This is a genomic window from Octadecabacter ascidiaceicola (genome assembly GCF_900185015.1).
In the GTDB taxonomy this organism is placed as follows: domain Bacteria; phylum Pseudomonadota; class Alphaproteobacteria; order Rhodobacterales; family Rhodobacteraceae; genus Octadecabacter; species Octadecabacter ascidiaceicola.
Genome location: NZ_FXYD01000001.1, coordinates 180,107 through 194,697, shown reverse-complemented (window position 1 = coordinate 194,697; position 14,591 = coordinate 180,107). Strand labels below are relative to the sequence as shown.

General features: G+C 56.1%; 12 protein-coding genes. 8 read left to right on the top strand and 4 right to left on the bottom strand.

The features are described from left to right. The first annotated feature begins 3 nt into the window (after nt 1–3). The 7 genes from ctlX (at nt 4) to gluQRS (ending at nt 8,836) form a co-directional block, all read left to right on the top strand. Nucleotides 4–948, top strand: a complete 945-nt coding sequence (gene ctlX, locus OCA8868_RS00990) for a citrulline utilization hydrolase CtlX (protein ID WP_093994698.1) — start codon at nt 4–6, stop codon at nt 946–948. After that, entirely contained in the window at nt 945–1,988 is a 1,044-nt protein-coding gene (gene ocd / locus OCA8868_RS00985) for an ornithine cyclodeaminase (protein ID WP_093994697.1), read from the top strand. The genes ctlX and ocd overlap by 4 nt, the downstream gene beginning before the upstream one ends. 214 nt (nt 1,989–2,202) lie before the next feature. Beyond that, complete coding sequence (gyrA, locus tag OCA8868_RS00980; protein WP_093994696.1) at nt 2,203–4,968, top strand: DNA gyrase subunit A; 2,766 nt, start codon at nt 2,203–2,205, stop codon at nt 4,966–4,968. A gap of 118 nt (nt 4,969–5,086) precedes the next feature. Continuing rightward, complete coding sequence (locus OCA8868_RS00975; protein ID WP_143849473.1) at nt 5,087–5,869, top strand: hypothetical protein; 783 nt, start codon at nt 5,087–5,089, stop codon at nt 5,867–5,869. A 78-nt stretch (nt 5,870–5,947) separates the two neighbouring features. Then, nucleotides 5,948–7,282, top strand: a complete 1,335-nt coding sequence (gene trmFO / locus OCA8868_RS00970; protein WP_093994694.1) for a methylenetetrahydrofolate--tRNA-(uracil(54)-C(5))-methyltransferase (FADH(2)-oxidizing) TrmFO — start codon at nt 5,948–5,950, stop codon at nt 7,280–7,282. A gap of 43 nt (nt 7,283–7,325) precedes the next feature. After that, a complete protein-coding gene (locus OCA8868_RS00965; RefSeq protein WP_093994693.1) occupies nt 7,326–7,955 on the top strand; it encodes a class I SAM-dependent DNA methyltransferase in 630 nt (209 codons plus the stop codon). Beyond that, nucleotides 7,952–8,836: a tRNA glutamyl-Q(34) synthetase GluQRS gene (gene gluQRS, locus OCA8868_RS00960; protein WP_093994692.1), complete on the top strand. Its 885-nt coding sequence runs from the start codon at nt 7,952–7,954 to the stop codon at nt 8,834–8,836. The genes OCA8868_RS00965 and gluQRS overlap by 4 nt, the downstream gene beginning before the upstream one ends. Here the strand turns inward: gluQRS and hisI are convergent. Continuing rightward, nucleotides 8,833–9,192: a phosphoribosyl-AMP cyclohydrolase gene (gene hisI, locus OCA8868_RS00955; protein WP_093994691.1), complete on the bottom strand. Its 360-nt coding sequence runs from the start codon at nt 9,190–9,192 to the stop codon at nt 8,833–8,835. The genes gluQRS and hisI overlap by 4 nt on opposite strands. Before the next feature lie 69 nt (nt 9,193–9,261). Here hisI and OCA8868_RS00950 point away from each other — a divergent pair, with 69 nt between their 5' ends. Next, complete coding sequence (locus OCA8868_RS00950; protein ID WP_093994690.1) at nt 9,262–9,705, top strand: iron-sulfur cluster assembly scaffold protein; 444 nt, start codon at nt 9,262–9,264, stop codon at nt 9,703–9,705. 204 nt (nt 9,706–9,909) lie between these two features. On the opposite strand, the gene OCA8868_RS16830 is transcribed toward OCA8868_RS00950, so the two are convergent. The 3 genes from OCA8868_RS16830 to ligA all read right to left on the bottom strand — a co-directional run bounded on the left by OCA8868_RS16830 (nt 9,910) and on the right by ligA (nt 14,490). Further along, a complete protein-coding gene (locus tag OCA8868_RS16830) occupies nt 9,910–10,032 on the bottom strand; it encodes a hypothetical protein (protein ID WP_281253577.1) in 123 nt (40 codons plus the stop codon). A gap of 109 nt (nt 10,033–10,141) precedes the next feature. Next, nucleotides 10,142–12,241: an ATP-dependent DNA helicase RecG gene (recG, locus tag OCA8868_RS00945; protein WP_093994689.1), complete on the bottom strand. Its 2,100-nt coding sequence runs from the start codon at nt 12,239–12,241 to the stop codon at nt 10,142–10,144. Next, nucleotides 12,238–14,490: an NAD-dependent DNA ligase LigA gene (ligA, locus tag OCA8868_RS00940; RefSeq protein ID WP_093994688.1), complete on the bottom strand. Its 2,253-nt coding sequence runs from the start codon at nt 14,488–14,490 to the stop codon at nt 12,238–12,240. Before ligA ends, recG begins: the two co-directional genes overlap by 4 nt. Nucleotides 14,491–14,591: the final 101 nt, after the last annotated feature.

Genomic DNA, 14,591 nt, shown 5'->3' with positions numbered 1-14,591 from the left:
ACAATGACGCTCACAAACACACTTCAAGCACCTCGCGCTGTCGTCATGGTACGCCCGCACGCATTCCACCCGAATGCTGAAACAGCCAAGGACAACTCATATCAAACTGTCGTAACCGCGGCCCCCGATACCGTCGCGGCCCACGCATTGGCGGAACACGACACTGCGGTTTGTACGCTGAGAAAGGTAGGCATCGACGTACATGTCTTTGATGACGACGGCAGCCACGACACACCCGACAGTGTCTTTCCAAACAACTGGTTTTCGACCCATCCTGGTGGTGTCGTGGGCGTTTATCCGATGTATCCCGTCAGCCGAAGACGTGAACGCCGCACGGATGTGTTGGCCTTTCTGAAGCGAGACTACCGCGTTGAAACTGTTTACGATTACTCCGGCTTAGAGCAAGATAACCTGTTCCTCGAAGGGACTGGCGCTATGGTGCTTGACCATATTGGGCGCATCGCAATGGTCGCCCGTTCCAATCGTGCTGACCCGATTGTTTTGGAACGTTTTTGTACCCATTTCGGATATGAACCAGTCGTCTTTGACGCATTCGATCCATCCGGCGTTCCCGTTTATCACACCAACGTTTTGATGTGCATCGGAACGGATTTTGCTCTAATCGGGCTGGACTTGATCCCCGATGAGGCGCGCCGCGCGACCGTTCATCGTCGGCTCGCAGAAACTGGGCGCGACGTGATCGCACTTAGCGCCGAACAAATCGCCAACTTCGCAGGCAACGCTATTGAGCTGACAGGCACCACGGGCCGCTATCTCGCCCTCTCCGCACGCGCTGCAAATGCCCTTACGCCCGAACAAACCGAGCGGATCACGGCCTCTGCGACCCTGCTTCCTCTTTCCCTTCCAACAATCGAATGCGCTGGTGGCTCTGCCCGCTGCATGATCGCTGGTGTCCACCTAACCAAACGCCCAAAGGTTTCCCAATGAACGCTCCCTCAAAACTCGCCCTCGTTCCTTTCGTATCCGTTGAAAACATGATGCGCCTAGTGCATCACAACGGGCTGGATGCGATGCTCATCCGCATTGCAGATGCGATCGAACAAGACTTTCTACGTTGGGACCAGTTCGACAAAACCCCGCGCGTAGCATCCCATTCTGATGTGGGTGTGATCGAACTTATGCCCACATCGGATGGCGAGATGTATGGCTTCAAATACGTCAACGGCCACCCCAAGAACACGGCCGAAGGCCTGCAAACGGTCACCGCCTTCGGCCTGCTTGCGGACGTACACTCTGGTTATCCGGTCCTACTCTCCGAAATGACCCTTCTCACGGCGCTGCGTACTGCTGCAATGTCCGCGCTTGCCGCCAAGCACCTCGCACCGAAGGGCGCCACAACAATGGCCATGATCGGAAACGGCGCGCAGTCCGAATTCCAATGCCGCGCCTTTCAGGCGATCTGCGGCATCACCCATGTACGCCTTTTCGACACCGACGCGGCAGCCACACAGAAATGCGCAAAAAACCTTGAAAACAGTGGCTTACACGTGGCGACCTGCAAAACCGCCGAGGACGCCGTGACAGGCGCGCAGATCATCACGACCTGCACCGCCGACAAACAAAACGCCACCGTTCTGACCGACAACATGGTTGGCGCGGGCGTTCATATCAACGCAATCGGCGGCGACTGCCCGGGCAAAACCGAACTGCACAGCGATATCCTGCACCGCTCATCAATCTTCGTGGAATACCCACCCCAAACCCGCGTCGAGGGCGAAATCCAAGCCCTCGCAGAGGATCACCCTGTCATTGAGCTCCACGAGGTATTCTCTGGCAAAACCACAGGACGCACAGACGACAAACAGATCACCCTGTTTGATTCAGTCGGCTTCGCAATCGAAGATTTCTCCGCCCTGCGCTGCATCAAAGACGCGATCAAAGGTACCGATTTCTACATCGACCTCGACATGCTCGCAGACCCTGATGACCCGCGCGACCTTTACGGCATGCTCAACCGCGCCAAGTAACGCCTTTGTAGTTTTCTTTGGCTCAAAAATACTCATGGGACTGGGGGCGATTGCCCCCAGCGGATCAGATTTGCGCAACAATCAATCGCCAATACTCAAGCGTATTGGACGGTAAATTCGACCGACAGGCGTTGCACCACCCCTAGGCTCTGATATAGGTTGAACCAACAATATATAGAGGGACCGAGTCAGCTCGGTCAGGCAGGCGGACGACATGAACGACACACCAGAAACTCCTGAAAACGAAGAAGAAAACTCTGGCGAGGTTATGCCCGTTCGCATGCCCCATGACGGCCCGTCCATTTCCATCACCTCGGAGATGAAAACCTCATACCTCGATTACGCCATGTCGGTGATCGTTTCGCGTGCGATTCCAGACCTTCGTGACGGTCTAAAACCCGTTCACCGCCGTATTCTTTATGCGATGCATGAAGGCGGAAACACGCACGATAAACCCTACCGCAAATCCGCCCGTGCAGTCGGCGATGTTATGGGTAAATACCACCCGCACGGCGACAGCGCGATCTATGACGCCTTGGTGCGCATGGCGCAGGATTTCTCGATGTCGCTGCCGCTTTTGGACGGTCAGGGCAACTTTGGCTCCATGGACGGCGATAACCCTGCCGCGATGCGTTATACCGAAGTCCGCATGGACAAGCCGGCGGCCTATCTGCTGGCCGACATCGACAAAGATACCGTCGATTTCCAAGACAACTATGACGGCAAAGACCGCGAACCAACGGTTCTTCCGGCCCGCTACCCCAACATGCTTGTCAATGGTGCGGGTGGTATCGCCGTGGGTATGGCCACCAATATTCCGCCCCACAATTTGGGCGAAGTCGTCGATGCGACCATGGCTTTGATTGAAAACCCTGATCTGACCTCTGAAGAGCTGATCGAATACGTCCCTGGCCCTGATTTCCCGACGGGTGGCATCATGCTGGGCCGTTCCGGTGCGCGTAAAGCCTACCTTGAAGGCCGTGGATCAGTTGTGACCCGCGCCAAAACCAAGGTTGAAGAAATCCGTAAGGACCGTTTCGCCATCGTGATCGAAGAAATCCCCTATCAGGTGAACAAATCCACCATGGTGGAACGCATCGCCGAAGCCGCGCGGGACAAAAAGATCGAGGGCATCGCCCACGTTCAGGATGAATCTGATCGCAACGGTGTGCGCGTCGTGGTCGAGCTTAAGCGCGATGCCACAGCCGAAGTCGTGCTGAACCAGTTGTTCCGCTTCACCCCGATGCAAACAAGCTTTGGCTGCAACATGTTGGCGCTGAACGGTGGCCGCCCTGAAACCCTGACGCTGCGCCGTTTTCTGACATCTTTCTTGGAGTTCCGCGAAGACGTCGTCATCCGCCGCACCGCGTTTGAACTAAACAAAGCCCGCGATCGCGCTCACGTCTTGTGTGGTCTGGCTGTGGCGGTTTCCAACGTTGACGAAGTCGTCGCAACGATCCGCGCATCCGCCGATGCGCCCGCCGCCCGCCAAGCCTTGATGACACGCGCGTGGCCGGCTGAGGAAATCCTGCCCTTCATCGCATTGATCGACGATCCGACCCATACGGCCAACGATGATGGCACATATAACCTGTCCGAAATCCAAGCCCGCGCGATCCTTGAATTGCGTCTGCAACGCCTGACACAGATCGGCGTTAAAGAAGTCACTGACGAGCTCGAAGAGCTCGCAGGTAAGATCAAAGAATACCTCGCGATCCTCGGCTCCCGCGAACGTATCCTCGGGATTATCCGTGACGAGCTACAAGAATGCCGCGATCTGTTTGCCGTGCCACGTCGCACGGAAATCGTCGACTGGTCTGGCGACATGGAAGACGAAGACCTGATCGAAAGTCAGGACATGGTCGTGACGGTCACGGAATCCGGCTACATCAAACGCACCGTTCTTAGCGACTTCCGCGCGCAAAAACGTGGCGGCAAAGGCGTATCTGGCAGTGGTCTGAAAGAAGACGATGTCGTCACGCAGCTGTTCGTTGCCAACACCCACACGCAACTGTTGTTCTTCACGACGGACGGCATGGTCTACAAGCTCAAGACATGGCGCCTGCCCCAAGGGTCGCGCACGTCCAAGGGTAAGGCCATCGTCAACATCCTGCCGATCCCGACAGGTGTGTCGATTGCGGCCATCATGCCAGTTGATCGCGACGAAAAAGACTGGGACGACCTGCAAATCGTCTTCGCGACCTCGGCGGGCACCGTGCGCCGCAACAAGCTGTCCGATTTCACCAACGTTATGCGCAACGGCAAGATCGCGATGAAGTTTGAGGGCGAAAACGAAGGCGTGTCCCTGATCAACGCCCGCATCTGTTCTGATGATGATGATGTGATGCTTGTGACCAACTCTGGTCGCGCGATCCGCTTCCCATGTACGGATGTGCGTGTGTTTAACTCACGTGCGTCGCTTGGTGTACGCGGGATTAAGCTCAAGGGCGATGATGAAATCGTCTCAATGTCCGTGATCCGTCACTTTGACGCTGAAGCGTCTGAGCGTACGGCCTACCTCAAGATGCGCCGCGCGATGGCGGGCCTCGCGGATGATGCCGAGGTCGAGGACGAAGAAGAACCAGCAGGTGACATCACCACAGAACGCTATGCGGAAATGTCGGCATCCGAAAACCTGATCCTGACGATTACCGCCGGTGGTTCTGGTAAGCTGTCCTCTAGCCACGATTATCCTGTTCGCGGGCGTGGTGGCATGGGCGTTACGGCGATGGACAAGGCCATGCGTGGTGGCGACATCGTGGCCTCCTTCCCTGTGGAAATGGATGACCAGATCATGCTGGCCACGTCAAAAGGCCAATCCATCCGCGTGCCAATCGAAGGCATTTCCTTCCGCAGCCGTTCCGCTGGTGGCGTGAAGGTGTTCAACACTGGCAAGAACGAAGTCGTTGTTTCCGTGGCCTATATCGCGGATCAGGCGGATGACGAAGACGGTGAAGATGGTGACGCACCCGAGGCTTAAGCCTCGGGTCGTTAACCAATATCACGTTAACCCTCTGTTATCATTTATATTTAATTAACCATACGGGTTCGTTACGACTCTTGGAATGGCACTCATGCCGCTATTCGGAGTCTTCAACATGTTCACCCGCCTCCTCTCAATCGTTCTACCAATCGCATTCGCCGCCGGCTCGGCTTACGCGCAAGACAGTCTTGGTATTCAAGGGCTACAAGCAAGCCTGAGCTACGGGATGGCCGACGATGGCCAAACAGTTGGCTCGGGCCAAGTGAAACTGGATGTGGACATCACGCAGGTGCATGGTTTGCAATTGGACCTCGGTTTAATTGACGGCGGCAAGGCGCTAACAGGGCAACTGGGTGCGCATCTTTATATGCGGCCCGTGCAGAACCAAAAATACGGTTTCTTCGCGTCGATCTCGGACATGGATGGCGAGGCGATTCAATACTTGTCTGTTGGCGGCGAAGGGCGGATCGGGCTGTCTGACCAACTGGCGCTCGACCTTCATCTTGGCATTGGCGGCACAACCGGGATGGGTGGCACATCTGCGAATCAATGGGACTATGTCTTCGCTGGCGGCGGCCTTCTTTTTGCCAAGAGCGATGCCACCACTTTGGAGGCACGCGTAGATATCGCCGAGTTTGATGAGCTGACCTTTCGTGCAATCGGCGTTGATAGCAGCCTGCGCGTTTCCCACCGCTTGAACGCATCCAACTTCGCTGTGTTTGGCGAAGCGCGTCACAGCGCGTTATACGGAACCGATGCGCAGTCCCCGATCACGACTTTCCAGATTGGTGTCACGATGGACCTCGGACGGTCTTCGCAAACGCTCATGGATCGCCCGTTTGAAACACCAAACCCGTTTGAGCAACTTGTCCAACGCGGGATTGTTATGTCGTTCTGACGTGTATCACCCAATCATCAACCGCTAGGGCGAAAACGGACCTTTTCATTGGCCTGCTGACGCCCTATCTCCCCCGTTATGACAGATACATTACACATCATCGGCGGCGGGATGGCCGGATCTGAAGCAGCTTGGCAGGCGGCCAACCTCGGCCAAAAGGTCGTCATCCATGAGATGCGCCCAAAGGTTGAAACATTCGCCCACCGTACGGGCAATCTGGCTGAAATGGTGTGTTCGAATTCATTCCGATCAGATGATGATGAACAAAACGCCGTCGGGCTGCTGCACTGGGAAATGCGCGCAGCTGGCGGGATCATCATGACCACCGCAGATCAACACAAACTGCCTGCTGGTGGTGCCTTGGCGGTCGACCGTGATCCTTTCGCGGAAACGGTGACAGCGACATTAACGTCTCACCCTAACATATCGGTTTCATACGAAGAAGTTTATGAGCTACCTGATGACGGCCAGTGGATTATCGCTACTGGGCCACTGACATCGGGCAAGCTGGCGGATGCAATTGCCGCCGAAACTGGCGCCGAGGCCTTGGCGTTTTTCGATGCCATCGCGCCGATCATTCACCACGACAGCATCGACATGAGCAAAGCGTGGATGCAATCGCGCTATGACAAGGGTGAGACCGAGGAAGAACGCACAGCCTACCTCAATTGTCCGATGTCAAAGGAAGACTACGAAGGCTTCATTGACGCCCTTCTCGCAGCAGACAAAACCGAATTTAAAGAAGGCGAAACAGCGGGTTACTTCGATGGCTGCCTTCCGATCGAGGTCATGGCGGAACGCGGACGTGAGACCCTGCGTTTTGGCCCGATGAAACCCGTCGGCCTGACCAATGAGCACGATCCACAAAACAAGGCCTATGCTGTTGTACAGCTGCGCCGTGACAACGCCTTGGGTACGCTTTACAATATTGTCGGCTTCCAAACCAAGATGAAGTACGGCGCGCAAGTTGATGTTTTCAAACGCATTCCTGGACTTGAAAACGCGAACTTCGCACGCCTTGGCGGCATCCACCGCAACACGTTTCTGAACTCTCCAACATTGCTGGATGACCAGATGCGCCTGAAATCCAAGCCCAATATCCGGTTCGCCGGCCAGATCACAGGTGTTGAAGGCTATGTCGAAAGTGCCGCGATGGGTCTTTTGGCTGGTCGTCTGGCCGCTGCTGAAATGCGCGGTGAAACATTGGACACAGTTCCGAACACAACGGCTACCGGCGCGCTTGTGACCCATATCACGGGCGGCGCTGACGCGAAGACGTTCCAACCCATGAACGTCAATTTCGGGTTGTTCCCGCCTGTCGAGGGTCTCAAATCCGGCCGCCGTGGACGCAAAGACCGCTACAAAGCCTACACTGACCGCGCCAAACTCGACTGGCAGGCGTGGCTTGACTAATCCACGCTGGACGCACCCTAGTGGGCGCGATTAGGCTGACCTCATGGTTGATGATAACTCGAAAGCGAAGATTTGGGCACCTCGCAGTGTTGGCGAAACGCGCGCGCTTTACGCGGATTGGGCTGACACCTACGAGGACGACATCACAGCAATGGCCTACGCCACGCTTGACCGGATTGCCGAAGCGCTGCTTACCCTGGCCCCAGACTTAACCCAGCCTGTTCTTGATTTCGGTTGCGGGACTGGACTGTCTGGTATCGCCTTGAAGAAAAAAGGGTTTTCCACAATCGACGGCACCGAAATTTCCCCCGAGATGCTTGTACATGCCAAAGAGAAAGCTGGGCCAGACGGGCCGTTATATCGAAAACTATGGCTTGGTACGGTGGGCGAAATCGACGTCGCCCCCGGGGACTACGGGATAATTGTCGCGACGGGGGTAATTTCGCTGGGCGCTGCACCACCCGATATACTGCCGGTGCTTGCCCAAGCTCTCGCGCCCGGCGGCCTTCTGGCGTTTAGCTACAATGATCCGACGCTACTGGATGAAAACTACATGAGTGCCTTTAATGGTCTGCTGTCAGATGGAACTGCGTCACAAGTGTTCCGTGAAAATGGCCCGCATCTGAATGAAGCAGTCACTGGCTCTGACGTGATCGTCCTTCACCGCACATGATTACACGTTTCGCACCGTCACCGACCGGACCTTTGCACCTTGGCCATGCCTATTCTGCGCTACTCGCCCACGATATGGCGTTGGAAAGAGGTGGTGAGTTTTTGCTGCGGATTGAGGACATCGACAAAAGCCGTGCACGCCCTGAATGGGAAGCGCAGATTTATGATGATTTAAAATGGCTTGGCCTGTGGTGGCCCAGCCCCGTTATCCGCCAGTCGGATCATTTGGACGTTTACCGCAACAAACTGCGTTGGCTTTGGAACCACGGGTACGCCTTTTCCTGTGATTGTAGCCGCCGTGACATCCAAGACGCCATGTCGGCCCCTCAGGAAGGTATGGCCCCCGCAACTGGCCCCGACGGGCTTATTTACCCTGGGACCTGCCGTGCGAATACCAACCAGTCCGGCACGGTTAATATGCCCGAAGACACAGCAATTCGCCTGTTGATGGACACTGTGGCGCGTAAACACGGGAGTGAACTCACCGGCGGGAACGTCCTGTCATTCCATGAAACAGGCCAAGGCCCAAACGGTGAAACAGGGCTGATAGAATTCAGCACGCAAGAGGCCATAGACACCATTGGCGACATCGTTCTGGCACGCCGTGATATGGGTACATCTTATCATTTGTCGGTGGTTCTGGATGATGCGGCGCAAGGCATTACACATGTAGTGCGCGGCCAAGACCTGTTCGAAGCCACCAAGATACACGTTATTTTACAACGGGTTCTGAAATTGCCGACCCCCGTTTACCATCACCACTCATTGATCCGCGATAATGCTGGTAAACGCCTTGCCAAACGCGATGACGCCCGCGCGATTTCAAAGTTTCGCGAAGAAGGTGCCACGCCGGAAGATATCCGCGCGATGGTCGGTTTTTAGCTCATCGGTGCCATCAGTTCGACTTCTTCGCCGTCAATAACAGACGTGTAAAAGCAACTGCGGCGATTGGTGTGACACGCCGCCCCCGTCTGACGAACCACAGCCAACAGGCAATCGCTGTCGCAATCCACGCGCAAATCTACCAGTTCCTGCGTATGGCCCGACGTCTCGCCTTTGATCCAAAACGACTGACGCGAGCGCGACCAATAGGTGACGCGCTTGGTCTCAAGCGTCTTTGCAACGGCCTCCACGTTCATCCACGCCATCATCAGCACCTCTCCGGTGCCGTCTTGCTGCGCGATACAGGGGATCAAACCATTGGAATCGTAGATCAATGTTGATGGGTCGAAAGACATGACTGGTTTTCCTTTGGCAACTTGGCTACGCGGGCCTATCTATTAAGAACACAGCGCGAAAGTAAACCTATGTCCGCCGACACTGACCTGATTAAACTGTATTCCACCCGTATCCTCGGGCTGGCTGCGGATATTCCACATCGCACGCGATTGGATGCCCCGGACGGCACTGCCAAGCGGCGCTCGCCTTTGTGTGGGTCCACCGTAACCGTGGACATAAAACTTAACGACGGTCAGATCGTGGGTTTCGGACAAGACGTGAAAGCCTGTGCTTTGGGCCAAGCGTCCGCCGCCGTTGTTGGCAGGAACATCATTGGCCGCACGCAGTCAGAGGTTCAGCTTGGGCGCGATCAGCTGTTTGCGATGCTGAAATCAGATGGCCCAACACCGGATGCGCCCTTTGACGGCCTCGAAGTGCTTGGCCCCGCGTCTGAATACAAAAACCGCCATGCGTCGATCCTGCTGGCGTTTGATGCCACTTTGGATGCCTTTGCCGACGCAATTTCGACCTAACTCCCCTTCCCCAAAAGAAAAAACCGCCACTTTCCGGGACAGCGGAAAGTGGCGGCAGATATGCGTTTCGTGTGGGACCGGTGTGGCAACGAGAAAGGCAGGCTCTCGGTTGGTCGATGACAGGCAGTGTCGGACTAAAACAGATCGTTAGTTGGGACAGAAGATCTGGAAAACCGGCACGAAACGCGAAGGTAGACAGACAGGTTAGATAACGTTTGGAAGGCTCAGGGCAGCGAAAAGCATCACAACAAGGGCCGCCATGCCAATCGCATCGGCGATGATCGTGTCAGAAGACCGAACGAATGCGCTTTTGATTTCCTTGGCCATGGTGTTGCTCCTAAATGACGTTCTCTTTGTTGCCTCTTTGTTCTCATTAACCAATTCGCAATGCAAGAACTTTTTGAGAACAAAAGTGAACAAAATGTTCTGAAAGAGCCTAACCCACTGAAATCAAACGAATAGCGCGATCCTGTTCCATGAGCCATAAAAGCGTCCGCGCGGCTGTTCCACGCTCAGATTCCAGTTTTGGGTCATCCAAAAGCAGTTTTCGGGCGTCTGATTGGGCCAAGGCCATCAGCGCCGTTTGCCGTTCGAGGTCAGCAATCCGGAACCGTGGCAGCCCCGATTGCGCAGTGCCAATGACATCACCCGCCCCCCGCATCGCGAGGTCTTCTTCAGAAATGCGGAACCCGTCCTCGGTTTCGCGCATGATCTCTAGCCGTTGACGACCGCCTTCAGACAGTGGTGCCTGATACATCAGCAAACAGGTGGACTTGGCAGCGCCCCGCCCGACCCGTCCACGCAGCTGGTGCAGCTGCGCAAGGCCGAAACTTTCAGCGCGTTCAATAACCATGATGGAGGCGTTGGGCACGTTCACCCCAACCTCGATCACTGTTGTCGCAACCAGAACCTTGGTTTTCCCGTCCACGAAGTCACGCATAGCCGCGTCTTTGTCGCTGGGTGGCATCTGGCCATGCACCAACCCCACAACGCCCTCTCCCAAAGCTGCCCGCAGACGTTTAAATCGTTCTTCGGCCGCAGTTTTGTCGCTCACTTCGGATTCTTCAACCAGTGGGCAAACCCAATAGCACTGCCGCCCCTCGGCTACGGCGGCGCGCAGGCGTTCCACCACAGCATCCATCTTGGACGTCGCGACAAGCGCGGTGGTCACAGGGCTACGGCCCGGTGGTTTTTCGTCCAACACGCTGACGTCCATGTCCCCGTATTGCGCCAGCGCAAGCGAGCGCGGGATCGGCGTGGCCGTCATCACCAACACATCAACCGCAGCCCCCTTGGCCCCGAGTTCCATGCGTTGTGCCACACCGAAACGGTGCTGTTCATCAATGATCGCAAGGCGCAGGTCCGCAAACTCTACGTCCTTTTGGAACACCGCATGGGTGCCAACCAGAATGTGAATATCACCCGCTTTCAGTGCGGCCAGCTTCGCCTTACGCTCCGCCCCTTTGTCGCGCCCCGTCAGAAGTTCCAGCACAACACCAGCCTCAGCCGCGAGCGGTTGCAACCCTTCAAGGTGTTGACGCGCAAGGATTTCTGTCGGGGCCATCATCACGCCCTGCCCGCCAGCTTCGACCGCATTCAATAACGCCAACAGCGCGACCAATGTTTTACCGGACCCCACATCGCCCTGAAGCAAACGGTTCATCCGGTTAGGTCTGCCCATGTCTACGGCAATTTCGGCGGTCGCGCGGGTCTGCGCTCCAGTCGGCGCGAACCCGAGCGACGCCAACACCTTACGCTGTTTCCCTCCATCCCCGACCGTCACGCGACCCTTCCCACGTCGCTGCACCGCTCGCGCGAGTGCGAGCGTCAGCTGATGTGCAAAGACCTCGTCATAGGCAAGGCGTTGACGCGCAGCAGCCGTGGCAGCCAATTCAGCAGAAGACATCGGACGGTGCGCCTGCGCCAGTGCATGGTCCCATTCAGGCCACCCCTCACGGGCACGCAGCGCAGGATCGATCCATTCAGGTAAATCCGGCGCGTTGTCCAAAACGTCAGCCGTGGCTTTAAACATCGCCTTCTGCGTGACGGTCCCAGTAAGCGGATAAACAGGTTCAAAAAGCGGGATATGTACGGACTCGTCCGGCGTCAGGATATGGTCGGGATGTACCATTTGGCCGACGCCATCAAAGTGCTCCACCTTGCCAGACACCACACGCCTTTGTCCCGTAGGTAGTTGTTTTCGCAGGTATTCCCCGTGGCTTCGAAAGAATACCAACTGGAACGTTGTCTGTGCATCCTCAACCATCACGCGGTACGGACGCCCCCTTTGGGGTTGCGCGTTGTGCTGACCGACGGTGACTTCCACTGTGCAAACGGCAGGTGGTTGCACTTCCAGAATGGACGCACGGCGACGACGATCAACGCCGGAATGTGGCAACGTGAACAGCAAGTCACGCGGTTTTTCGATATGCGCGGCGATCAATGCCTGAGCGGATTTCGGGCCGATCCCATCAAGGCTTTCAAGGCTGCCAAACAGCGGCCAAAGAACCTCTGGTCTGCCGGTTTGCGCGCTCATGCGTTTTCGGTCAGCGCCAGCCAGCCGTCCTCATCAATGGTTTCAATGCCTAGATCTGCAGCCTTCTTCGCTTTCGATCCGGCCCCTGGTCCTGCGACCAGAAGGTCAGTCTTTGCACTCACTGATCCGCTCACCTTCGCGCCCAACATTTCGGCCCGTGCCTTTGCTTCAGCGCGGGTCATTTTCTCAAGCGTTCCGGTGAAGACCACTGTTTTGCCAGCAACGGGGCTGCTTGTGTCACGGGCTTCGGGTGGTTGGATGTCAACCAGTGCGTCAATCAAACGGTCAATCGCAGCACGTTCATCTGGGTTCGCCAATGCATCAGAAACCGACAAAGCTACTGTCGCGCCGATCCCATCCGCATCGATCAAAAACGACCATGCACGCGCCGCATCAAATGGCACATTCGCCGCTTCAATCGCGGTTTTCCGCGCATCTGTAAGCCGCACTCTTCGACCACCACGGGCCGCCTCAAACCGTTCAGTTTCTTCTGCCAGATCCGCTGCGCGATGTGCCAACGCGGCAGGCCTTGCTTTGGTTATATTTCCCGCGAAAGCATCCCAATCACCATAATGACGCGCAAGGTCCTGCGCCGTCACTTCACCGACATGGCGGATACCGAGACCAAAGATCAAACGCGCCAAAGGGATTGTTCGTTTTTCATCAATGGCTTGCCAAAGCTTAGCCGCGCTGGTTTCGCCCCAGCCGTCACGGTTGGCGAGTTTGGTGAAGTTTTCCGTGTCTCTAGCTTGTAGCGTGAAAATATCAGCAGGTTCTTTAACGGGGAGTTGGTCGTCTTCATAGAACGCTTCGATCTGCTTTGCTCCCAAACCTTCGATATCAAACGCCGCCCGTGAAACAAAATGCTTCAGTTTTTCAACAGCTTGCGCGGCGCAGATCAGGCCGCCCGTACAGCGGCGCACCGCATCCCCATCGTCGCGCACTGCGGGGGATCCGCAAATTGGACAAGTGGTTGGAAACACGTACGGTTTGCTGTTCGCAGATCGTTTATTCAGATCGACATCAGCGACTTTCGGGATCACGTCGCCTGCGCGGTATACCTGCACCCAATCCCCGACACGGATATCTTTGCCAGCGCGAATAACTTCGCCCTTATTGCCGCGGCCTTCAACGTAATCCTCGTTATGAAGCGTCGCGTTGGACACAACAACGCCACCAACCGTAACTGGTTTCAGGCGCGCCACCGGACTAAGCGCACCAGTGCGCCCGACCTGAATGTCGATCGCTTCGAGGGTTGTCCATGCCAATTCAGCAGGAAATTTATGGGCAATCGCCCAACGCGGCGTCGTGGACCGAAACCCGAGCCGCGCCTGCAATGCAAGGTCATCAACCTTATATACGACGCCGTCGATGTCATAGCCTAGGGTCGCGCGTTGGGCTTCAATTTCGCGGTAGTGCGCAATCATCGCACTCGGGCCAGCGCAAGTTCGCGTTAGCGGATTGGTTTGAAATCCAAGGGCGTGCAGCCGTTCAATAGCTTCTGATTGAGTTTCGGCAATCGGTTCAGACAATGCACCCCATGCATAGGCGAAAAATTTGAGAGGGCGGGATTTGGTGATTCTGGCGTCCAACTGACGGAGCGATCCAGCGGCAGCATTACGCGGGTTCGCAAAGGTTTTTGCCCCCGCTTCGGTCTGGCGCAAGTTAAGCGTATCGAAATCCTCATGGGACATGTAAACTTCCCCACGCACCTCTAGAATTTTGGGCGCATCGGTAAGTGTATGGGGGATGTCGGCGATCATGAGCGCGTTCGCGGTTACGTTTTCTCCTGTGCTTCCATCGCCACGCGTTGCGGCCTGAACGAGTGTGCCGTTTTCATACCGCAAAGACAGAGAAAGCCCATCGATTTTGGGTTCTGCGGTGTATAACAAAGCCCCTTTTTCCAAGCCGAGAAACTTGCGAACCGACTGGTTGAACTCAGCCACGTCCTCGTCTTCAAAAGCATTGCCGAGTGACAACATCCGAACAACATGCTGAACTTTACCGAAACCATCGGACGGAGCTGCGCCGACTTTCTCAGTCGGGCTATCGGATTGCTTCAGGTCTGGGAACCGCATTTCGATTGCTGCCAAACGCCGCTTAAGCGCATCATACTCGGCATCCGAAATCCGCGGCGCATCCGCTTGGTGGTAATCTTCGTTCGCCTGCGCCAAAAGCGGAGCAAGCCGCGCAAGTTCTTGCGCGGCTTCGGATTGGGTCAGAATTTTCACCGATATCTTTGCGGTCACACCCTACCCCCATATTTGCTAAAGCGGTTAACCTTTAGCCTAGTGATAGGTCTGCGGCGGAGACAGGTCCAGCCCTGACCCGCTCCGTTAGTCTCGGCATT